Origin of the sequence: Roseixanthobacter psychrophilus, from assembly GCF_043195195.1 — a bacterium.
GTDB lineage: Bacteria > Pseudomonadota > Alphaproteobacteria > Rhizobiales > Xanthobacteraceae > NCEH01.
Genome location: NZ_JBAFWT010000022.1, coordinates 51,009 through 73,062 on the forward strand (window position 1 = coordinate 51,009; position 22,054 = coordinate 73,062).

21 protein-coding genes are annotated in these 22,054 nt (G+C 65.8%); 7 read left to right on the plus strand and 14 right to left on the minus strand.

Annotated elements, in window-relative coordinates; all coding sequences use genetic code 11:
* The first annotated feature begins 19 nt into the window (after positions 1 to 19).
* Positions 20 to 292, plus strand: coding sequence for a helix-turn-helix domain-containing protein (locus V5F77_RS18265; RefSeq protein ID WP_429006764.1), 273 nt, complete (start codon positions 20 to 22; stop codon positions 290 to 292).
* 139 nt (positions 293 to 431) lie between these two features.
* The gene (locus V5F77_RS18270) at positions 432 to 650 is read left to right on the plus strand and encodes a hypothetical protein (RefSeq protein WP_429006765.1); all 219 of its coding nucleotides are present in this window, start codon (positions 432 to 434) and stop codon (positions 648 to 650) included.
* 47 nt (positions 651 to 697) lie between these two features.
* Here V5F77_RS18270 and V5F77_RS18275 read toward each other — a convergent pair whose 3' ends face one another.
* Genes V5F77_RS18275 through V5F77_RS18290 form a run of 4 tightly spaced genes read right to left on the minus strand, consistent with a single transcriptional unit; the run spans position 698 to position 3,515 of the window.
* On the minus strand, positions 698 to 1,216 hold the full coding sequence (locus tag V5F77_RS18275; protein ID WP_429006766.1) for a DUF4142 domain-containing protein: 519 nt from the start codon (positions 1,214 to 1,216) through the stop codon (positions 698 to 700).
* Positions 1,217 to 1,275: 59 nt separating this feature from the next.
* Positions 1,276 to 1,965, minus strand: coding sequence for an O-methyltransferase (locus V5F77_RS18280; protein ID WP_429006767.1), 690 nt, complete (start codon positions 1,963 to 1,965; stop codon positions 1,276 to 1,278).
* A 51-nt stretch (positions 1,966 to 2,016) separates the two neighbouring features.
* Positions 2,017 to 2,448, minus strand: a complete 432-nt coding sequence (locus V5F77_RS18285; RefSeq protein ID WP_429006768.1) for a DUF6163 family protein — start codon at positions 2,446 to 2,448, stop codon at positions 2,017 to 2,019.
* The gene (locus V5F77_RS18290; protein WP_429006769.1) at positions 2,445 to 3,515 is read right to left on the minus strand and encodes an enoyl-CoA hydratase/isomerase family protein; all 1,071 of its coding nucleotides are present in this window, start codon (positions 3,513 to 3,515) and stop codon (positions 2,445 to 2,447) included. The genes V5F77_RS18285 and V5F77_RS18290 overlap by 4 nt, the downstream gene beginning before the upstream one ends.
* A gap of 205 nt (positions 3,516 to 3,720) precedes the next feature.
* Here V5F77_RS18290 and hemB point away from each other — a divergent pair, with 205 nt between their 5' ends.
* Positions 3,721 to 4,770 carry a porphobilinogen synthase gene (hemB, locus tag V5F77_RS18295; protein WP_429006770.1) on the plus strand — a complete coding sequence of 350 codons (1,050 nt, stop codon included), beginning with the start codon at positions 3,721 to 3,723 and terminating at the stop codon, positions 4,768 to 4,770.
* A 252-nt stretch (positions 4,771 to 5,022) separates the two neighbouring features.
* On the plus strand, positions 5,023 to 6,282 hold the full coding sequence (locus V5F77_RS18300; RefSeq protein ID WP_429006771.1) for a threonine ammonia-lyase: 1,260 nt from the start codon (positions 5,023 to 5,025) through the stop codon (positions 6,280 to 6,282).
* A 44-nt stretch (positions 6,283 to 6,326) separates the two neighbouring features.
* On the opposite strand, the gene ggt is transcribed toward V5F77_RS18300, so the two are convergent.
* A complete protein-coding gene (ggt, locus tag V5F77_RS18305; RefSeq protein WP_429006772.1) occupies positions 6,327 to 8,093 on the minus strand; it encodes a gamma-glutamyltransferase in 1,767 nt (588 codons plus the stop codon).
* Between the two features lie 145 nt (positions 8,094 to 8,238).
* On the opposite strand from ggt, the gene V5F77_RS18310 reads away from it, so the two are divergent.
* The 3 genes from V5F77_RS18310 to V5F77_RS18320 all read left to right on the plus strand — a co-directional run bounded on the left by V5F77_RS18310 (position 8,239) and on the right by V5F77_RS18320 (position 10,574).
* Entirely contained in the window at positions 8,239 to 8,766 is a 528-nt protein-coding gene (locus tag V5F77_RS18310) for an RDD family protein (RefSeq protein WP_429006773.1), read from the plus strand.
* Positions 8,767 to 8,847: 81 nt separating this feature from the next.
* Positions 8,848 to 9,597, plus strand: coding sequence for an arginyltransferase (locus tag V5F77_RS18315; protein WP_429006774.1), 750 nt, complete (start codon positions 8,848 to 8,850; stop codon positions 9,595 to 9,597).
* 269 nt (positions 9,598 to 9,866) lie between these two features.
* The gene (locus tag V5F77_RS18320; RefSeq protein WP_429006775.1) at positions 9,867 to 10,574 is read left to right on the plus strand and encodes a MarC family protein; all 708 of its coding nucleotides are present in this window, start codon (positions 9,867 to 9,869) and stop codon (positions 10,572 to 10,574) included.
* A gap of 3 nt (positions 10,575 to 10,577) precedes the next feature.
* On the opposite strand, the gene V5F77_RS18325 is transcribed toward V5F77_RS18320, so the two are convergent.
* From V5F77_RS18325 to V5F77_RS18365, 9 genes are all read right to left on the minus strand, one after another.
* Complete coding sequence (locus V5F77_RS18325; protein WP_429006776.1) at positions 10,578 to 12,245, minus strand: chloride channel protein; 1,668 nt, start codon at positions 12,243 to 12,245, stop codon at positions 10,578 to 10,580.
* 102 nt (positions 12,246 to 12,347) lie between these two features.
* The gene (parC, locus tag V5F77_RS18330; RefSeq protein ID WP_429006777.1) at positions 12,348 to 14,588 is read right to left on the minus strand and encodes a DNA topoisomerase IV subunit A; all 2,241 of its coding nucleotides are present in this window, start codon (positions 14,586 to 14,588) and stop codon (positions 12,348 to 12,350) included.
* A gap of 607 nt (positions 14,589 to 15,195) precedes the next feature.
* Positions 15,196 to 15,942 (minus strand): DNA repair protein RecO, encoded by a 747-nt coding sequence (gene recO, locus V5F77_RS18335; protein WP_429006778.1) that lies wholly within the window; start codon positions 15,940 to 15,942, stop codon positions 15,196 to 15,198.
* Between the two features lie 7 nt (positions 15,943 to 15,949).
* The gene (era, locus tag V5F77_RS18340) at positions 15,950 to 16,885 is read right to left on the minus strand and encodes a GTPase Era (protein ID WP_429006779.1); all 936 of its coding nucleotides are present in this window, start codon (positions 16,883 to 16,885) and stop codon (positions 15,950 to 15,952) included.
* A complete protein-coding gene (gene rnc / locus V5F77_RS18345) occupies positions 16,882 to 17,592 on the minus strand; it encodes a ribonuclease III (RefSeq protein ID WP_429006780.1) in 711 nt (236 codons plus the stop codon). The genes era and rnc overlap by 4 nt, the downstream gene beginning before the upstream one ends.
* Complete coding sequence (lepB, locus tag V5F77_RS18350) at positions 17,589 to 18,341, minus strand: signal peptidase I (protein WP_429006781.1); 753 nt, start codon at positions 18,339 to 18,341, stop codon at positions 17,589 to 17,591. The genes rnc and lepB overlap by 4 nt, the downstream gene beginning before the upstream one ends.
* Before the next feature lie 192 nt (positions 18,342 to 18,533).
* Complete coding sequence (gene acpS, locus V5F77_RS18355) at positions 18,534 to 18,965, minus strand: holo-ACP synthase (RefSeq protein WP_429006782.1); 432 nt, start codon at positions 18,963 to 18,965, stop codon at positions 18,534 to 18,536.
* The gene (locus V5F77_RS18360; protein ID WP_429006794.1) at positions 18,962 to 19,735 is read right to left on the minus strand and encodes a pyridoxine 5'-phosphate synthase; all 774 of its coding nucleotides are present in this window, start codon (positions 19,733 to 19,735) and stop codon (positions 18,962 to 18,964) included. Before V5F77_RS18360 ends, acpS begins: the two co-directional genes overlap by 4 nt.
* 13 nt (positions 19,736 to 19,748) lie before the next feature.
* Entirely contained in the window at positions 19,749 to 21,965 is a 2,217-nt protein-coding gene (locus tag V5F77_RS18365) for a RelA/SpoT family protein (RefSeq protein ID WP_429006783.1), read from the minus strand.
* Between the last annotated feature and the right edge of the window lie 89 nt (positions 21,966 to 22,054).

Below are 22,054 nucleotides of genomic sequence, written 5' to 3' on the forward strand. Positions count from 1 at the left end.
TTCACACTTTGGAGCTCCCATGGCCAACGCACCGACCCTCCCCAAGCAGATCAAGGCGGCGCGCGCCCTCCTCGGGTGGTCGAAGGGCGATCTGGAACGGGCGTGCGGCGTCGCGTCGCTGACCATCAAGGGGATCGAGAACGGGACGATCATCGATCAGCCCGACACCGCCGCGCGCGTGCGTGCGGCACTCGACAGCGCCGGGATCGAGTTCATCGAAAGCGGTGTGCGCCTGCGTCCGACGGCCGAGGGCTTGCGGACCGATCAGCTCAATGCATCCAACGACGATTAACCCATTCTTCGCAAGGCAGCCCTACAAAGCCCACGCTTGTGGGACGCCCGCGATGGTCTATCTTTCCAGATAGGCCGCGCGCGCATTCAAGAACGCAGCGCCTTCATTCTGAAGGCGGAGCGCGGTTTGGGAGACGGACATGCTGAAGCAGCCCCGGGAACAGTTCATCGAAGGCCTCGGCGTTATCGAAACAACCCAGACCGACAATATCCTGCGGTGGGACGGGACGATGGTCTATGTCGAATACGACGTGTACCACAATGGTCAGATGGTCCATTCGAAGTACAAGAAGCGGGTGACGCGGGAAGTCGCCACCGCGCTGATCGCCGTCCTCACCGACAAAGCGTCCTCCAACTGACACCGGGCCGCGCCAGATCTTAAGGCGCGTCAGGTCTTGAAGCGGCGTCAGGTCTTGATCTGGATCTGCTTGATCTGCTCGAAATGGCGCTCAAGCATGGGCAGGGCCTGGGCCGCGTAATCCCTCAGTGTGGTCTGATCGCCCTGTTTCGCGAAGCTCGCGAAAATGCCGACCGCCGCTTCGTGGGCGCTGGTCTGGAGCTGGATGAAGAGGGTGTCGAAATCGGCGCCCGTGGCCGCCTTCAGGCGTTCGATTCTCGTCTCGTGCGTGTCGTCGAGCGTGGAAGGCACGACGATCTGGCCGTCCGCCTTCTTCGCGGCCGCCTTCAGGTCGGCCAAAGCGCGGGTATGGTCGGCCACCAGCGTGGCGGCCAGCGCCTTGATCTGCGGGTTCTCGCTCTTTTCCAGCGCCAGACGGCTCGCGGCGATCTCGAAATGGTCGGAAATCCCGGCCGCCTCGACGAATTTCGGCCCGGACAGCGTCCCGGTTTGCTGTTGCGCCTGGACCAGGGCCGGTGCGGACAGCAGGGCGCACAGGGCGAGAATGAAAGCGGTGATGCGGGGCATTAGGGGCCTCCTTGGCTTGCGGAAAGAACCTTCCGCACCACGGCCCGGTTCCCCCGCGCTCAATCCACCGCGTGAACCAAGGTCAGCGCGAAGCCGTCATACCCCTTGCTGCCCACCGTCTGGATCGCCGTCGCGCTGAGGCGCGGCTCGGCCGCCACGAGGTCGAACAACCGCCGCACGCCCTGGACGCGCGGGTCTTCGCTGGCCGCATCCGCCACCGCGCCGTCGCGGATCACATTGTCCCATACGATCAGCGTGCCCGGACGGGACAGGCGCAGCGCCCAGGCGAGATAGTCGGGATTGCTGGGCTTGTCGGCGTCGACGAAGATCAGATCGAACGGTCCTATGCCGTCCCGTTCGAGGCCCGGCAAGGTTTCGAGCGCGCGTCCAACCCTCAGCTCGATGCGCTGCGAGAGCCCCGCGCGGGCGAAATTGCCCCGCGCCACCTCGGCGAAAGCGCCGTCCGCCTCAAGGGTCACGAGGAGGCCGTCCACCGGCAGGGCGCGCGCCAGCCAGATGGTGCTGTAGCCGCCCAGGGTGCCGATCTCCAGGATGCGGCGGGCGTTCACCATGCGGGCGAAAAGCGCCAGCATCTGGCCTTGCGCCGGCGAGACATTGATCTCGGGGAGTCCTGCGGCGACGCTGGCGGCGAGCACCGCCTCAAGGATCGGATCGGCGGGCACGAGGGTTTCGACGATATAATCGTCGACCTTGCCCCACAGCGCCTGGTCGCGTTGCGCGTCGCCCATGTCCCCTCCGGTTGTTCGTGAAATGCGCGCTCGTGAAACACGAGGCGCGGGTCAGTCCTCGTCGCTTTCGCGCGCGGCGCGGATCGAGAGCACCGCATAGGCCACCACAAGGCCGAGCTCGAACAGCGTCAGGATCAGCAGGCGCCCCATGCCAGGGGGCGCCCAGGCACCGAGGATCACCTGGCTCAGCGTCGCCAAAAGCCACAGCACCACCGCCCAACCGGCGCCGAGCCACAGGCCGACCCCGGCGATGGGATCGATGATGGCCGCCCAGATGATCCCCGCCTGCACCGAGGGCGGCAGGCTCTCGAAGGAATTCGTTGCCCCATCGCCGATGCCGCAGATGACCGCCCACTGATACACGCCCTCCGCCAGCAGGAAGAGGGAGACCGCGCGCAGGAAGAACACCAGCCGCCGGCGCCAGGGCGTAAGGCGCTCCAGATGGGCGCGGGCGCTGGCGTCGATGGGATCATAATGGGTCATGCAGGGTCCGGCGCGAAGGTCAATTCGTGGTCGATGGGAGCGAAATGGCCGGCGACGACCGCGGGATCCAGGTCTTCGAGGCGGGCCGGCACCCAGCGCGGCGCATTGTCCTTGTCGACGATCACCGCGCGCACACCTTCGTAGAAATCGTGGCCGCGCGCCACCCGGTTGACGACACGATATTCCGCGATCAGGCATCCCGCGAGGTCGAGCGCGGGCCCGCGCCGCATCTGCTCCATGGCGATGGCGACCGAGGTCGGGCACTTGGCGCGAATGCTGGCGGCACTCTCACGCGCGAAGGTGGCCGCCTCCCCTTCCCCTGCGCCGATCTCGTCGAGGCGCTGGAGGATCGCCCACACATCTTCGCGAGCGAACGCGTCGGCGATCACCGCCTTGTACCGGTCGAGGGGCGCCGGGCCGGGATCGCGCGCATGGGCGGCAAGGGTCTCCCCGACGTCGCCGCCGGCGATCAGGGCCTGCTCCAATGCGGCAAATCCGGCGGAGGGGACGAAATGGGTGGCGAGGCCGGCGGAGACCGCATCGGCCGCCTTGATGCGCGCGCCGGTCAGGGCGAGATAGACCCCCTTCGCGTCCGGCAGGCGCGGCAGAACATGGGTGCCCCCCACGTCGGGAAACAGGCCGATGGCCACTTCCGGCATGGCGAACAGATAGCGCTCCCCCGCCACCCGGTACGGGCCGTGGGCCGACAGGCCGAATCCCCCGCCCATGCAGATGCCGTCGATCAGCGCGACATATGGCTTGGGATAGGTGCCGATATAATGGTTGAGCTGGTATTCCTCGAACCAGAAGCGCAGCGCCTCCTCCACCTGCCCGTTGCGTCCGTGATCATAGATCGCGCGAATGTCGCCCCCGGCGCAGAACGCCTTTTCCCCCGCCGCCCTGATGATCACCCGCGTCACGGCGGGGTCGTGCGCCCAGGCCCTCATCTGCGGATGGATCGCCTGCACCATCGTCAGGTTCAGCGCGTTGAGGGCCTTCGGGCGATTGAGCGTGATGATGCCGGCTTCCCCCCGGCGCTCCAGCAGGACGTCAGGCTCGGTGCTCACAGCGGCTCCTTAGGAGATGAGGATGCGGGGGCAGGCCTGGAGGATCAGGCCGCCGAGGGTTAGCGGGCGCATCCGCGTGCGTCAACGTGGCGGCCGGCGCGCGCGTCACCCCGCCGCTCGTCATCGTCTCGCCCTGCGGACGATCTAGGCCTATAACGTCGGCTTGCGGGCTTTCAGCCCCGCCGCATGATCGCGAGTGCTCTTCATGTCTTCTCCCGTTGCCCGTTTCCCCGCCGCCCCCGCGCCTGCCGACCCGGCGCGCGATAGCCTTGATCTGGTGCAGCGCCTGCGTCGCAACCGAAAGTCGGGCTGGGCGCGGCGGCTGGTACGGGAGAACACGCTCACCGTCGACGATCTGATCTGGCCGGTGTTCGTGGTGGAAGGCACCGCGACGCGCACACCCATCGCCTCCATGCCGGGGGTGGATCGCCTGTCGGTGGACGAGATCGTGCGCGCCGCCGAGCGTGCCGCCAAGCTCGGCATCCCGGCCATCGCGTTGTTTCCCTACACCGAGCCCACATTGCGCGATCCCACCGGCAGCGAGGCGCTGAACGAGCAGAATCTGGTGTGCCGCGCGCTGCGCGCCATCAAGGCCGAGGTGCCGGACATCGGCCTCATCACCGACGTGGCGCTCGACCCCTACACCAGCCACGGCCACGACGGCCTGCTGGAAGGCGAGCGCATCCTGAACGACGAGACGGTCGCCATCCTGGTGCATCAGGCGATCGTGCAGGCGCAGGCGGGAGCGGACGTGATCGCCCCCTCCGACATGATGGACGGGCGCGTCGGCGCGATCCGCGCCGGCCTCGACCGGGCCGGCTATGAGGACGTGCAGATCATGTCCTATGCGGCGAAATATGCCTCGGCCTTCTACGGCCCGTTCCGCGACGCCATCGGCACCGCGAAAACCCTCACCGGCGACAAGCGGACCTATCAGATGGACCCGGCCAACGGCGCCGAGGCCCTGCGGGAGGCAGCGCTCGACGTGGACGAGGGCGCCGACATGCTGATGGTGAAGCCCGGCATGCCCTATCTCGACATCGTCTATCGCCTCAAGGAAGCGTTCGGCCTGCCGACCTTCGCCTATCAGGTGTCGGGCGAATACGCGATGATCGAGGGCGCGATCCGCAACGGCTGGCTCGACGGCGAGCGGGTGGTTGAGGAAAGCCTGATGGCCTTCAAGCGCGCGGGCGCCGACGGCATCCTGACCTATTTCGCCCCCCGCGTCGCAGAACGCCTCGCCGCCGGCCGCTAGAGCAGGTTCGGCAAACCCCGGTTCGCCTAACCTGCTCTAAATATTAATTTTATCGCAATTCCGGACGCAAAACCGCTTCGCACTTTTGCTGGAACAGCTCTGAGGCGGCACGCGGCGCATCCCGAGCCGGGAAAACCGCCTCGACCGGCCGGCGGTGCCCTTAACGGGTGGCGCTGGGCCAGCGTCCGGTGAGAAGGTCGCTTCCCCGGGCGCATCGCGTGCCCGGCTGAATGCCCGTTCCGAGGATTGCCCATGCGCGCCGACGCGCTTCCGACCGACCTTGCGCCCCTTCCCGTCACTCTCGCGGACGTGCTGGCGGCGCGCGACATCGTGGAGGCGGCGGTGGTGCGCACCCCCACGCTGCGCGCGCCCCGCCTGTCTGCGCTCACCGGCGCGGAGGTCTGGGTGAAGTACGAAACCTTCCAGATGACCGCCTCGTTCAAGGAACGCGGCGCGGTTGTGAAGCTGGCGCGGCTTACGCCAGAGGAAGCAAGGCGCGGCGTCATCGCCATGTCGGCGGGCAATCATGCGCAGGCGGTGGCCTATCACGGCACGCGGCTCGGCATTTCCACCACCATCGTCATGCCCGAGAGCACGCCGCAGGTGAAGATCGCCGCGACCGAGGCGTTCGGCGCCCGCGTGATCCTGCATGGCGAGGGTGTCGGAGACGCCGAGCAGGAAGCCCTGCGCATCGCCGCCGTGGAAGGCCGCGTGTTCGTCCATCCCTATGAGGATAAGGACGTGATCGCCGGCCAGGGCTCGGTCGGCCTTGAGATGATCGAGGATGGGCCGATGTTCGATCAACTCGTCGTGCCGATCGGCGGCGGTGGGCTGATCTCGGGCGTGGCGCTGGCGGCCAAGGGCCTGTCGCCCGCCACGGAAGTGGTGGGCGTGGAGGCCGCGCTCTACCCCGCCATGTGGTCGGCCCTGACCGGCATTGCCCGGCCCTGCGGCGGCCCCACGCTGGCGGAGGGCATCGCGGTGCGCAACGTGGGCACCATGACCGCTGAAATCATCCGCCGCCTCGTGTCCGATATCGTGCTGGTGGAGGAGACGCGCCTGGAGCAGGCGGTCAACGCCCTTCTGACCAACCAGAAAGTGCTGGCCGAAGGCGCCGGCGCCGCCGGCCTCGCCGCCATGCTGAGCGATAAGGAGCGCTTCCGGGGCAAGACCGTGGGCCTGATCCTCTGCGGGGGCAATATCGACCCGCGGGTGCTGGCCAGCATTCTGGTGCGCGAACTGGAGCGCGAGCAGCGCATCGTCTCGTTCCGGCTGACCATATTGGACCGGCCGGGCATGCTCGGCATGATCACCACGCTGCTGGGCCAGCTCGGCGCCAATATCCTGGAAGTGCACCACCGCCGCACCTTCCTGGATGTTCCGGCCAAGGGCACCCGGCTCGACCTGACGGTGGAGACCCGCGACGCCCAGCATGCGCAGAACATCCAGCGCGCCCTGGAAGCGGAAGGCCTGCCGGTCGAGCGGCTCGGTGCCGGCGGCACCGAATGGTAAGTCGCCGCCCCTGAGCCGGGGTCCGCCGGTCAGTCACCCACCAATCAGGGAGCCACCGCCGCCCCGGCCGGACGGCGGTTGTCATTGGCCCCGAACACGGTGCCGGGCTTCGGCTTCCAGAGCCTCAGCGTGTCCGCGCCGAAGGCGGGCTGCTGCGGGCCGGCCGCGCCGGCCTCGTGGAACTGGATCGCCTCCACCGCGCCCCAGGGCCGCTGCACCACGACCTTGTACCCCATCGCCACCAGGACGCGGATGGTGTCGGGCGAGAGCGCATAGGGCTCCGCAAACAGCACGTCCGGCAGCCATTGATGATGAATGCGGGGGGCGTCCACCGCCTCCTGAAGCGTCATCCGGTGGTCGATCACGTTCACGATCGCCTGCATCACCGAGGAAATGATTCGCGAGCCGCCCGGCGAGCCCAGCACCAGGAACGGCTTGCCGTCGTGAACCACGATGGTGGGACTCATGGAACTCAGCGGCCGCTTTCCCGGAGCGATCGCGTTCCGTGCGCCCTGCACCAGGCCGAAGGCATTGGCCGTGTCGGGCTTGGCGGTGAAATCGTCCATGGTGTCGTTGAGGAACACGCCGGTTCCGGGCGCCATGACGCGGGCGCCGAAATAGGCATTGAGGGACGTGGTGACGGCGACCGTATTTCCCGCCGCGTCGGCGACCGAATAATGGGTGGTCTCGGTGCCTTCGTGGGGCGCCGCGCCCACATCCCCGGGCGTCGAGACGCCGGCCTTCGCGGGATCGATGCGCGCCCGGATCGACACCGCATAATCCTTGGACAGCAGCCGGGACAGCGGATTGGCGCCGAACGCCGGATCGATGAGAACCGAGTTGCGGTCGATGAAGGCATGGCGCATGGCCTCGGCCATCACATGCACGGTCTCGGCCGCGCCGAAGCCCGAGGCGGACAGGTCGTAGCCTTCCAGGATGTTGAGGATCTCGCAGATCGCCGTCCCCCCGGCGCTGGAGGGAGCGGCGGTGAGAATGTCATAGCCGCGATATGTGCAGCGCAGAGGTGCTTCGACGCGCACGGCGTAATCGGCAAGATCCCGCGCGCTGAGAAGGCCGCCGCCGGCAGCGCTTGCCGCCGCGATCCGCTTGGGGATGTCGCCCCGGTAGAAAGCGGAGGGGCCGTGCGCCGCGATCGCCGAAAGGGTCGCCGAAAGGTCGCCCTGCACCAGCCGGTCGCCGGCCCTCAGGGGCGCGCCGTCCTTCAGGAAGATCGCGGCGAGCTGGGGATCGGCGCGGAAATCCGCCGTCCCCGTGGCCAGGATCGCCGCATCGCCGGCGGAGAGCAGATAGCCCTCGGCTGCGAGGGCGATGGCGGGGGCCATGACCTGGGTGCGCGAGAGGGTGCCGAAACGCGCGAGCGCCGCATCCAGCCCCATCACCGTGCCGGGAACCGCCACCGCCTGCCATCCCCTGAGGCTGGCCTCGGGGATCACATTGCCGGCGCCGTCGAGATACATGCCGGCGCTCGCTCCCCCCGGTGCGGTCTCGCGGAAATCGATGAAGGTCGCGGTTCCGTCGGCCAGGCGCACCAGCATATAGCCGCCGCCGCCGAGATTGCCGCAGCACGGGTGGACCACGGCAAGGGCATAGCCCATCGCCACCGCCGCATCGACAGCATTGCCGCCCTGCCGCAGGATGTCGGCGCCGACGCGGGCCGCGAGGGCCTGCTCGCTCACCACCATGCCGCTCTGGCCCTCGACCGGATAGGGGGAGATGGCGTGAGCCTTGAGGGGCAATCCGGCAAGAAGAAGCAGCAGGGCAATGCGACGGGCAATGGCGGGTAAAGACATGGAGGGTCCGGTCCTCGGATGGCGTCGTCGCCCTTGTCGGTGGCGAGATGGGCGAGGTCGTGGCGGCATCGTTTCGTTACGGCAAGGGCGGTTCTTGCGGCGAAAGGAATCGCACACCACCTTAAGGTGCATGGAGCGAGACGAGATGACATACACGCCCGGAGACTCCCGCAGCTATTCCACTGCGTCGCGGGGCCATGCCTATGACCCGGTGACCCACCCGGAATATTTCGAGAGGGTTCTCTCGCGTCGGTTGATGGCATTCGCTGTCGATGCCACGATGATCATCGGCCCGATCATGTTGCTGGCCATATTCATCTTCATGTTCGGCATCTTCACGCTGAGCCTCGGCTGGATGCTGTTTCCCCTGCTCGGCCCCGCGTTCGTGGTCTGGGCGATCGCCTATAACGCGCTCACCCTCGGCTCGCCGGCCTCGGCCACGCTGGGCATGCGGCTGATGGAACTGGAGATGCGCACCTGGTACGGCGCGCCGGCCTATTCCGTGCTCGGCGGCGTCCATGCGGTGGCATTCTGGGTATCGGTCAGCGTGTTCACGCCGTTCGTCCTTCTGGTCGGCCTGTTCAACGACCGGCGCCGGCTGCTGCACGATTTCCTGCTGGGCGCGGTGATCGTGAACACCGAATCGCGCGCGAGCCTTCTGCGCCGCCGGTAAATTTCGCAAGACGAGGACGCAAAATCTTTTGACCGACTCGAACCTCGGAGCGATGCTGACTAACTTCGAGGCCTGAGTATCGTGACCGAGCACCCGCGTGACACACCGCAATTCTATCTGACCGCCCCCTCGCCCTGCCCGTATCTTCCGGGCAGAGAGGAGCGGAAGGTGTTTACCCATCTGGTGGGCGAGCGCGCCACCGCGCTCAACGACGTACTCACCCAGGGCGGGTTCCGCCGCAGCCAGTCGATCGCCTACCGGCCGGCATGCGAGGGGTGCCGTGCCTGCGTTTCCGTGCGCATCTGCGTGGACGAATTCAAGGAAAGCCGCAGCTTCCGTCGCATCCTTGCGGCCAATGCCGACATCGGCGGTACGCTGCGTGAGACCGTGCCGACCTCCGAGCAATATTCCCTGTTCCGCTCCTATGTCAGCACCCGCCACGGCTCCGGCGGCATGGCCGACATGAGCGTGCTCGACTATGCCATGATGGTGGAAGACACCCATGTGCAATCCAAGCTGGTGGAATACCGCAAGCTCGGCCCGGACACGCGCATCAACGGGCGGGGCATCGGCGATTTGTTCGCGGTGGCCCTCACCGACGTACTGAGCGACGGCTTGTCGATGGTCTATTCCTTCTACAACCCCAACATCCCCGACCGCTCGCTCGGCACCTTCCTGATCCTCGACCATATCGCCAAGGCCAGGACCATGGGCCTGCCCTATGTCTATCTCGGCTATTGGGTGAGCGGTTCGCGCAAGATGGACTACAAGCGCCGCTTCCTACCCCAGGAGCGTCTTTCGCCGCAGGGCTGGGACCGCGTGGAGGCCTGACCGCCCGCTGCTGACCTCCCGTTCGTGGCGGTTTTGCCGATGATGGCGCGGCGACGCGAAGACATCCGCAGAATTTGCCAATTCTCGACCAAAATCTGGAGAAAGGCCGCGGAAAATCACGATGACTCTGCGGTTCTTCTCCCAAAACGCGTGTTTCACATGAAACATTTGACCGGAGCAGCCAACGCGACGGCCCGCCCCGAAACGTCCTTGCAATACGGCCGGAACTGCGACACACGCGTGCTCTGATCAAGCGGGGGGCTTAACGGGTGAGCCAGTTCTTCAACGTCTTCCTGGCGGTATTCGCCGCCCTGTTCCCGGTCGTGAACCCGCTCGGTGGCGCGCCGATCTTCTTCCAACTTACCCGGGCCGCCTCACCTGCCGCCCGCGCCCTGATCGCCCGCAAGATCGCCACCTATGGCTTTGTTCTCCTGCTGTGCTCGATGGTTCTGGGCTCGCACATCCTCACCTTCTTCGGCATCAGCCTGCCGGTGGTGCGGGTCGGCGGCGGGCTGGTGGTGGCCTTTGTCGGCTGGCAGATCCTGCACCAGGGGAATGCACCCGCCGACCGCGAGACCGACCAGAACTCCTCGCAGGACGTTGATATCCTGCGCATCGAGAGCCAGTCCTTCTATCCCCTGACAATGCCGCTGACGGTCGGCCCCGGCTCGATCGCGACCGCCATCGCGTTGGGCAGTCAGGTGTCGAGCAATAGTTTCTTTTCCTACCAGATGCTCGTGCTGGAAGTGGGAGCCGCGCTCCTGGGCCTGATCGCGGTGTCGGCCAGTATCTTCCTCGCCTATCGCTATGCCGGCGAGATCGAGCGCGTGCTCGGTCCCAACGGGACCAACATCCTGGTGCGCCTGTTCGCGTTCGTGCTGCTGTGCATCGGCCTGCAGATCATGTGGACCGGCGCAAGCGAGCTGCTCTCGAGCCTGCCAATTCCCCACATGGCGGCGAAGCCACTCGGGTCCTGAGGCTCAATCGCCACCCGAGAGGTCGCGCCGCGCCGCCTCCACCTCGTGGGCGTAGCGGCGCAGGGCCTCGACCTCATGCAACTGGCCGAGCGCCCTGCCGGAGGCGGGGTCCACCACCGCCAGCATCTCCGTATCGGCATTGCCGAACACCGCCGCCGCCTCGGTGACATTCATGTCGGGATGGAGAACGGCGTTGCGGTGCTGGGCAAACGCACCGATCGGCCCGTCCTGCCCGGCGGAATAGACGCGTGCCACCCGCACCAGCCCGGCATAATGCCCTTCGCCATCCAGCAGCGTGACGTGGCGGATCTGGCCGAGCGGAAAGGCGGCGCGGAAGGCGGCCTGGGTCCCGTCGGCGGAAAAGGTTGCGCGTACCGGTTCCATCAGCCTGCCGACCGTGAGATCCCGCAGCCAGCCCACATCATGGGCGCCACGAATGCTCTCGCCGCGCAGGTGCAGCCGCCAGGTTGAGAAGGAATAGCCGAACGTTTCCCGCACCGTGAGGGAGCAGGCGATCGCGGCGGTGAGGACGAGGCCGGAAATCGCGAGATCGCCGGTGGTCTCAAGCGTCAGGAAGGTCATGGTGAACGGCCCGCCGACGATGCCCACCGCCAGCGCGGCCATGCCCACCACGGCCGAGACCACGGGATCAACCGGAAGTCCTGCAAGTGCGGCGGCCCCGGCGAACAGCTTGCCCATGAGCGAGCCGAGGAACAGCGCCGCCAGGAACAGGCCGCCGCGAAACCCCGATCCCAGGGACAAGGAAGAGGCGCAGATCTTCAGCAGGAAGACCAGGAGCACCGATAGCGTGACACCGGTCCCCACCTGGATGTGCAGGGCCCCTTCTCCGCTCGACATGATCTGCGGGCTGTAGAGGGCCAGCGCGCCCACCCCGAGCCCGCCGATCATGGGGCGCAACGGGGAAGGTACCCGGCTGAGCTGGAATCCCTTCTCGACCAAGGTCACCAGCCGCATGATTGATATCGCCACCCCGGCGCCGATCAGGCCGAGCAGGATGAAGGGCGGATAATCCGCAAGCGTCAGGTCCGGAATCGGCGGCACGACGATGGGAAACGGCTCTGCTCCCAGCGTGCGGACGGTCAATACCGCCAGCAGCGCCGCAGTCATCACCGGCGCGACAGAGGGAATGGCATAGACCCCGATGATCAGCTCGAAGCCGTAAAACGCTCCGGTCAGGGGGGCATGGAATGCGGCGGCGATGCCGGCCGCCGCGCCGCATCCGACCAGCACGCGGCATTGCCCGCGGCTGAGGCCGAGCCGAGCGGCGATGACCGAGCCTATGCCGGCCCCCGCCTGACTATAGCCCGCCTCCATGCCGACGGAGGCACCGAAACCGTTGCACAGCATGACCTGGACCGAGAGAATGGCGCTGTCGAGCAGAGACATCCGCCCGCCATGGAGCGCATTCGCCTCGATCGGGTCGCGGATTCCACCGGGCCTCAACTTGCGCACGATCCACGCCAGCAAGCCGATCGCCAGCCCGCCAGCTGCGGGGATCAGGTACATATAGGGCTGCGACAGGCTGGGAAGGCGGCTGAGCATGCCATCCGCACCGGCGCCGAACAGGACGACATGCATCCATTTCGCGCCGCTGCTGATCGCCATCGCAACCGCGCCGGAAAGGATGCCGACCACGGCCGCAAGCAGCACCAGGCGCAGTTCCCCGCGCCGGTGCGTGCTGGCCGAAAGGGAGCGATACTGGCGCCGACGGCGGAAGCGCGGGCGCGCGTTTCGACCGCGTCCGTCATGGCCTCAGCCGAACTTGTTGTTGCGAGGGAAGCCCTTGGGCGGGAGACGACCGGAGGAGGCCCGCTCTCCTTGCCATTCCAGCAGCTCGGTCACCGTCCATGTGCGGCCGGAGGTATCTTCCCAGGTGAGCCCGTCGGCTCGGGCGAACACCTTGATGTCGGACAAGCCGCCCTCGCGATAGCGCTGCAGCCTCACCCCGCGCCCGCGCACCATGTCCGGCACCTGATTGAGCGGGAACAGCAGCAACTTACGATTGTCGCCGATCACCGCGACCGTATCGCCGGCGGCCGCGACAGCAGCGGTCGCCACGTCGGGCGCATCAACCGAGAGCACCTGCTTGCCCTTGCGGGTATTGGCGAGGCAATCGTCCTCCGCAACCAGGAAACCGCGCCCTTCCCGCGAGGCCACCAGAAGCTTGCGTCCGCCCACATAGGTGAAGACGCTGACGATCTCCGCCTCCTGCTCCAGGTCGATCATCAGGCGGATCGGCTCGCCATGGCCGCGCCCGCCAGGGAGCTTGGATGCGTCCAGGGTGTAGAAACGGCCATTGGTGGCCCACACCATGACGCGCGAAGTGGTCTCGGCATAGAAAGCGTGGGCGAGGCTATCGTCGCCCTTGAACTGAAGGCCCGACACATCGGCCACATGGCCTTTGAGCGCGCGGATCCAGCCTTTCTGGGTTACTACGATGGTGACCGGCTCGCGTTCCACCAGCGCCTCGCTGAAAGCCTCGTCTGCGAACACGGGCGCAACCCCGAAGCTGGTGCGGCGCCGGCCGATGGCAGTGTCCGGCCCATAGCGCTTGTGGGTCTCGCGGATCTCCTTACCGATCGCCTTCCATTGGGCGGGCTCGGACCCGACCAGCTTGTTGAGCTGGTCCTGCTCCTTGCTGAGCTTGTCGTGTTCCTTTCGGATTTCCATCTCTTCGAGCCGGCGCAAGGCGCGCAGGCGCATGTTGAGGATGGCCTCCGCCTGCACGTCCGTCAGCTCGAACGTGGACATGAGCGAGAGCTTGGGCTCGTCCTCCTCGCGGATGATGCGGATCACCTCGTCGAGGTTGAGATAGGCGACAAGATAACCGCCCAGCACTTCCAGCCGGTGGGCGATCTCGCCGAGACGATGCCGCGATGAGCGCAGCAGGACGTCGCGTCGATGGGCGAGCCATTCGCGCAAAGCATCGGCCAGCGACAGAACCTTGGGGATCTGCCCGCGGACCAGCACGTTCATGTTCAACGAAACGCGGGCCTCAAGCTCGGTGAGCTTGAACAGGCTGGCCATCAGAACTTCGGCATCCACCGTCCGGGTGCGCGGTTCCAGCACCAAGCGGATATCCTCGGCGCTCTCATCCCGCACATCGGCCAGCAGCGGCAGCTTCTTGTCGGTGAGCAGTTCCGCAATCTTCTCCACCAGGCGCGATTTCGGCACGCCATAGGGAATTTCCGTCACCACCACCAGGTAGGTGCCACGCCCGGTGTCTTCCTTGTGCCAGCGGGCCCGCACGCGGAACGAACCGCGACCGGTGGCATAGGCTTCCGCGGCGCCGACAGGGTCTTCCACCAGCACGCCGCCGGTGGGAAAGTCCGGTCCCGGCACGAATTGCAACAGATCGGAGGCTGGCGCGTCGGGATGGTCCAGCAGGTGGAGCGCCGCATCCAGCAGCTCGGCGGCATTGTGCGGCGGGATCGAGGTCGCCATGCCCACCGCGATGCCCTGGGAGCCGTTGGCCAGCAGGTTCGGGAAAGCGGCGGGGAGCACCACCGGCTCCTCCTCGGAGCCATCATAGGTGGGGCGGAAATCCACCGCGTCGTCGTCGATGCCGTCCAGCAGCAGACGCGCGGTCTCGGTGAGGCGCGCTTCGGTGTATCGCATGGCGGCGGCATTATCGCCGTCCACATTGCCGAAATTGCCCTGCCCGTCCACCAACGGGTAGCGCTGGGCGAAATCCTGCGCCAGGCGCACCAGGGCGTCATAGACCGCCTGGTCGCCGTGCGGGTGGAACTTGCCGATGACGTCGCCCACGACGCGGGCGCATTTCTTGAAGCCGGCTTCCGGATCCAGCTTCAACAGGCGCATGGCGTGCAGAATGCGCCGGTGGACCGGCTTCAGCCCGTCGCGCGCGTCCGGCAGCGCCCGGTGCATGATGGTGGACAGGGCATAGGCGAGATAGCGTTCTTCGAGCGCCGCCTTCAACTCGACCGGCTCGATATTGCCATCGCCTGCAGGAGGAAGGGTGCTGGTAGCCATGGCATGGCACTAGCGCGCCCCGCGTCCGCGCACAAGCCGGTGCAGGTTAGTGCACAGGTTTGTCACACCCTCACCTCGTGTTGGCCGCAAGACTGAACGCAACCCCCAGTTTGATTTATCTATGTGAACGAGCATTCAAGAACCGTTGCCCGCATTACCTTTTCGGTTACCGCGAATTAATCCGCGATATTAATCGGGAACATAAGCCCGACACTCAAGCGTTTCACCTTCTGTCCATACGCCGAGCGGCGTGTTTGGGAGCTTCAGAGGAGAAGCGGAAATGAAAAACCTTGTAATTGCTTTCTGCGGTGCGGCAGCTCTTGGAATTGTCTCGCTGGCCGGCGCCGCCAATGCCATGCCGTTGGTTCCGGCAACCCCGCTCGGCCTCGCCGGATCGGGCGTCCAGGCCGAGACCGTTGCATGGCGGCGCGTCTGCCGCCCGGTGACGCGCTGGGCCTACGGCCGGCGCATTGTCACCACGCGTTGCTCCAGGGTCTGGGTCGGTCCTCCGCGCGGTCGCGTTTACGGTCCGGCTCGCGTTTATGGCCCGGGACCCCGTCCAGGTCCGGGACCTGGCCCCTATTATGGTCCCCGTCCCTACTGACGCTTAACCCGCCCCCCGGGAGGCCCGCGCGGCCTCCCGCTGGAGCGCCAGCAGGAAGCGTTCGCGCGCCTCGGGCAGGCGCTCCCCGCGCGGCTCGAAGATCCGCTGAGCCAAGAAATGTCCGGTGAGCGCAAAGGCGGCCGCCAAATCCTCCCGCGGCGGCGGCACCGGGCCACCAATCAGGAAGGTGGGCAAGGCCAGCAAGCGTTCGGCATATGGCGCGCCAGCGCTTTCAGACACGGCCCGGCCCGTTCGCGGTGAAACGAATACCAGATCATTTCGCCCGCCGGTCGCGGCGCACACGGCCAAATCCAGCCCAAACCCAAGTTCCGCGAGCATCGCCAATTCGAAGCGAGCCAACAGTACGCCAGCAGCCTCTGCATCTGCGATCGCTTCGAGTATGGCATCCAGAACGTCGTACAAGCCAGGATGCGGGTCGCGCTCCGCCAGCAGGTGCAGCAGGCTCGCCATATGGCTCATGCCAAAAGCGGCATGGGGCACCTGGATCATGAGGTCGGTGCGCACGCTGAGGGCTTCAAGAGAAAACAGGCCGAGACCGCCCTCAAGCCGTGCGCGCCAGACGGCGCGCATGCTGTTGCCCGCTTGGATCAGCGGAGCTTGGCGTTTCGACATTCCGCCCCGAACCAGGCCGAGATGGCGGCCGTGCTCGCGCGTCATCAGCTCGACGATGGCACTGCTTTCCCCGTGCCGACGCACGCCGATGACAATGCCCTCGTCGGTCCATTCCACGGCGGCGTCAGTCCCCCCGGGGGAATTCCAGGCCCATTTCGCGATAGCGCTCGGGATCGTCGGCCCAATTCTCGCGCACCTTCACGAACAAGAACAGATGCACCGGGCTTTCGACGATCTCGGAGATTTCCTTGCGGGCCTCCGTGGAAATCGCCTTGATGGCCGCACCGCCCTTGCCCAGCACGATTTTACGCTGGCTTTCCCGCTCGACGAAGATGGTCTGTTCGATGCGCACGGAACCGTCGCGCAATTCCTTCCAGGAATCGGTTTCGACCGTCGAGCGATAGGGCAGTTCGTCATGCAGGCGCAGGAACAACTTCTCCCGCGTCACTTCTGCCGCCAGCATGCGCATGGGGGCATCGGTGATCTGATCCTCGGGATAGAGCCATGGCCCATACGGCATCGACTGTGCGAACCAATGCTTGATGTCCTCGATGCCATCGCCCTTGAGCGCGGAGATCATGAACACTTTCTCGAACGGCAGGCGCTCGGTGAGCCCCGCCACCAGCGCCAGCAGGGACTCGCGCTTCACGAGGTCGATCTTGTTGATGATCAGGGCACGCGGGTGCCGCACCTGGCTCAGCGGCTCCAGCAGGGCCTCGATCTCCGCATCGACGCCGCGATTGGCATCCACCAGCAGGGCGACAAGATCCGCGTCCGAAGCGCTGGTCCAGGCGGTCGAGACCATGGCCCGTTCCAGCCGCCGCTTGGGCGAGAAGATACCAGGGGTGTCCACTAGGATGATCTGCGCCGGCCCATCGAGCACGATGCCACGCACGATGGCGCGGGTGGTCTGCACCTTGTGGGAGACGATCGACACCTTGGTGCCCACCAAGGCATTGGTCAGGGTGGACTTGCCGGCATTTGGCGCGCCGAGGAGGGCGACGAAACCGCAGCGCGTCTGTCCCTCGGCCGTGGTCGGCGGGGTGACCGCGTCGTTCATGGTTCGCTCCCGATGGGCACGCCCTCGCGCGCCAGGAATGCAGCGGCCGCAGCTTTCTGCGCCGCCTGCTTGGATGATCCTATGGCTTCCGCTGAGGCAAGACCAGGGAGTTCGACCCGTACGCGGAAACTCGGCGCGTGATCCGGCCCGCTGCGCTCCACATCACGATAGGAGGGCGGCGGCAGGCCCCGCGCCTGGGCCCATTCCTGCAGATGGGTCTTGGCATCGCGCAAGGGCCGGCGTGGCGCCACCAAGCGCGCGCGCCAGAAGCGTTCCACCAGAGCATGTGCTGCCTCATACCCGCCGTCGAGATAGACTGCGGCGACCACCGCCTCGGTGACGTCGGCGAGAATGGTGCGGCGACTGCGAGCGCCCGACTGGGTCTCACCATTGCCGAGGCGGATGAAGGCGCCGATGTTCATGTCCTCTGCCACCTCGGCGCAGGCTTCCTCGCGCACGAGATCCGCAAGACGGCGGGAGAGTTCGCCCTCCTCGGCCTGGGGAAAGGCGGCGTAGAGCATGTGCGACACGATCGAGCCGAGCACATGGTCGCCGAGGAATTCCAGGCGCTGGTAGGAGCGCACACGTGGCGTATCGCCCTTGACGACGCTGATGTGCGTCAAGGCGAGTTCGATCAGGCTGCGGTCAGCGAAGACGTGGCCGATGTGCTCTTCGAGCGGCGATAGATCAGGCACGGGAGTGGTCATCGCACCATGCTGAACAGGCGCGACCACCGCACCGACCAAGGCCACGTCCAGACCTGCCAGGCCTGCGCGTGATCGTCGATGGAGAAGAAGATCAACTGCGCCTTGCCGATAAGGTTCTCAAACGGAACGTAACCCACCTGGCTCAAAACGCGGCTATCGGCCGAATTGTCGCGATTATCGCCCATCATGAAGTAATGGCCCGGCGGCACATTATAGACCTGGGTATTGTCGTAAAAACCATTGTCCACGAGATCAAGTGTCTCGTAGGAGACGCCGTTCGGCAACGTCTCCTTCCAGCGCTTGATGGGAACGACACGGCCGCTGCCGTCGTCTTCCGTTATGTCGGTCAGGCGTTCGCGCTGCACCGGTACACCGTTGATGTTCAACACGCCGTCAATCATCTGAATGCGGTCGCCGGGCATACCGACAACACGCTTGATATAGTCGGTTTCATTGTCGCGCGGCAGCTTGAACACCACCACGTCGCCCCGGGTCGGCTCCGCCCCGAAGATTCGGCCGGAAAACAGGTTTGGGGAAAACGGAATGGAGAAGCGCGAATAGCCGTAGCTGAACTTCGAAACGAAGAGATAGTCGCCAATCAACAGCGTGTCCTTCATGGACCCCGAAGGAATGTTGAAGGGCTGGAAGAGGACGGTGCGGATCACCAGCGCAATCAAGAGCGCATGGATGATGACCTTGACGGTTTCAAGGAAACCGCCTTCCTTCTTGGAATCGCTGGCTGCGGTCATAGAGGGTCCGATGTATGGTGTCCGTGCACACTGTGCAGCAAACTTATGCCCGAGAGGCGGTCGCACGGACGCACGGGCCAAAAATGCCCCGCGCGACACCGGCCAGCTATAGACCGTTCGTTCACGAGCGGCAACGCAGCGGCCATGCGTTGGACGCGGGCATCGCGCAAACGTGCATACGCCGGCCGTGGGTTATGCGGCCCTAGCACGGCCTGGGTCCGGTGTGCCGGACGGCACGGCGCTGATGATGACGTACGCAGCGGAAAGCGGGCCCTCGTCGGTCAAGCTCAGCTCGATCCGCGGTTCGTAACCGTCCGGCACCATCGCGGCGAGACGGGCAGCGGCTCCGCCGGTCAGCGCCAGCGTCGGCTTGCCGCTGGGCAGGTTCACCACCCCCATGTCGCGCCAGAATACACCGTGGCTCAGCCCCGTACCGAGGGCCTTGGCACATGCTTCCTTGGCAGCGAAGCGCTTGGCATAGGTCTCGGCCCGACGCATGCGCCGGTCAGCCTTCGCGCGCTCCAGCGGCGTGAAAACCCGATCCAGAAAGCGGTCACCGAATCGCTCGATGGAACGCGCGATGCGCCGCGCGTCGGTGAAATCCGAGCCCATGCCGAGAATCATGCGGCCTGTTCCGTTCGCAGTTGCGCCCGCCCCAGTGCGATCGATTCACGCATGCGGCGGATCACGCTTTCGAGCCCGTGAAAGATGGCCTCGCCGATGATGTAGTGTCCGATATTGAGTTCCACCACCTCCGGCAAGGCGGCCATCTGGCGGGCGGTCTGATAATCCAGCCCGTGGCCGCCATGCACTTCAAGCCCAAGAGCTTCGGCTTGAATGGCAGCGGCGGCCAAGCGCGCGAACTCAGCTTTCGCCTCATCCATCCTGCCTGCTGTCCTCAGATCGCACCATGCGCCGGTGTGAAGCTCCACGATATCGGCATTAAGCGCCCGCGCAGCCTCGATCTGCACCGGATCCGGGGCAACGAAGAGGGACACGCGGATGCCGGCGGCCTTCAGCGCCGCAATCTTCGGTGCGAGATCGTCCGACTGACCCGCCGCGTCAAGACCCCCTTCAGTGGTGCGCTCCTCGCGCTTTTCTGGAACCAGGCAACACGCGTGCGGCGCAGTCTTCAGCGCGATCTCTACCATCTCGGCCGTCGCCGCCATCTCGAAATTCAGCGGCAACGCCACCTCGGCCTTCAGACGCGCCATGTCGGCGTCGCGGATATGGCGGCGATCCTCGCGCAGATGGGCTGTGATGCCGTCGGCGCCCGCCGCCAAGGCAAGGGCGGCTGCGCGCACCGGGTCGGGATGAAAGCCGCCACGCGCATTTCGTAGCGTCGCCACATGATCCACGTTAATCCCGAGCCGCACTGGCCGCACGCCCTGCATGATTTCCACTCCCTCAGCCATTCACACGCTCGGCGCTGGACACCACCGGCTTCGACCGCAGTTCGGAGAGGATGCCGTTCAGGTGGCGCAGGTCAAACACCTCGAGGTCGATGAGGAGTTCGGTGAAGTCCGGCGAGCGCGAGCGCATGTTGATGCCTTGTATATTCCCGTTCCGCGCGCCGATGACAGTCGCCACCTGCGCCAGCGAGCCCGGTTCGTTCACGGCGGTCACGACGATTTGAGCTGGAAAGCGCCCATCGCTCAATTCGTCCACATCCCAGCGCACATCCAGCCACCGCTCCGGCGCCTCCTCGAAATTCTGCAGCGCCGGCGATTGGATGGGATAGATGGTGATGCCTTCCCCCGGCGTGAGGATGCCGACGATCCGGTCGCCCGGCACCGCCCCCCCGTCGGGCGCGAAGCGCACCGGCAGTTCGCCATTGATGCCACGGATTGGAATCGCCCCGATGCTCGCCTCTTCAGGCCCATCGGGAATTTTGAACTTGAGGTTCTGCCCGCGCTTGAGCTCGAACCAGCCCTCTCCCTTCGGCGCCTTTTCAGCAGAACTGCGCTCGTCGGGTCGCTGGGCGCTCCATTCGGGATAAACGGCGCGGATCAGATCGTCGGTCTTGATCTCGCCACGGCCAACAGCCGAGAACACATCTTCGAGGGCCATGCGTGCCAATCGCGGCAGGGCCTTGGATAGGGCCTCGTCGGAAAACGCCTTGCCGGCCTTGGAGAAGGAGCGCTCAGCAATCTTGCGGCCGAGGCCGGCATATTGCGCGCGGACCGCCGTGCGCGTCGCCCGCCGCACCGCTGCGCGTGCCTTGCCGGTTACAGCAATGGTCTCCCAGGCCCCCGGAGGAGTCTGGGCCTTTGAGGTGATAATCTCCACCTCGTCGCCGTTCTTCAGCTCCGATACCAGCGGCGCCACGGTGCCGTTGATCTTGCAGCCAACTGCCGTATTCCCGATGTCGGTATGCACGGCATAGGCGAAATCGATGGGTGTCGCGTGGCGCGGCAGCGCGATCAGCCGGCCCTTCGGGGTGAAGCAGAACACCTGGTCGTGGAACAGTTCGAGCTTGGTGTGCTCGAGAAACTCTTCCGGACTCAGCCCCTGGGCGAGGTTCTCGATGGTCTTGCGCAACCAGGCATAGGCCCGGCTCTCATTGGAGAGCATCGCCCCCTGCTCGCCGGCAGCGTCCTTGTAAAGCGCATGCGCGGCGATGCCGTATTCGGCGATATCGTCCATGTCGCGGGTGCGGATCTGCAATTCCACACGCTGGCGGCGCGGGCCGATCAGGGTCGTGTGCAAGGAACGATAGTCGTTCGGCTTGGGAGTGGAGATGTAGTCCTTGAAGCGGCCGGGCACGATGGGCCACTTGGTGTGCACCACCCCCAGCGCGCGATAGGTGTCTTCCACCGTCTCCACGATCACCCTGAAGCCGTACAGGTCCGACAATTGCTCGAAACCGATGGCCTTGCGCTCCATCTTGCCCCAGATGGAGTAGGGCCGCTTCTCGCGCCCCTTCACTTCCGCCTTGATCTCGCGGCGCGCCAGCTCGGCCTGGAGCTCGCGCTCGATCTCCTCCACCAGCAGCCCGTTGCGCTCGCGCAATTCGGACACCCGCGCGGCGATCGAGGCATAGGCTTCCGGCGAGAGTTGACGGAACGAGAGATCCTCTAGTTCCTCGCGCATGTCCTGCATGCCCATGCGGGCGGCGAGGGGCGCGTAGATGTCCAGCGTCTCCTGGGCGACGCGGTCGCGCTTTTCCTGCGGCACCCATTTCAGCGTGCGCATGTTGTGCAGGCGATCCGCGAGCTTCACCAGCAGCACGCGCACATCGTCGGCGATGGCCAGCAGCAGCTTGCGCAGGTTTTCCGCCTGCTTGGCCTGCTTGGAGACCAGATCCAGCTTCTTGATCTTGGTGAGGCCTTCCACCAACGTCGCGATCTGGGTGCCGAACAGGCGCTCGATCTCGGCCTTAGTGGCGCCCGTGTCCTCAATCGTGTCGTGGAGGAGCGCGGCGATGATGGTCGCGTCGTCCAGCTTCAGGTCGGTGAGGATCGCCGCGACTTCGAGCGGATGGGAAAAATAGGGATCGCCCGAGGCGCGAAGCTGCGTGCCGTGCGCCCGCATGGCGTAGACATAGGCGCGGTCGAGCAATGCTTCGTCGGTGTTGGGATTATACCGGCGCACACGCTCGACGAGTTCGTATTGGCGCATCATGGCGCAACGGACCGTCGAAGCAGGAGGGAGCAGCGGGAGGCCGCCCCGTTTGAGACATTCCAAACCATATCATGGACGGCGCGCCCCGG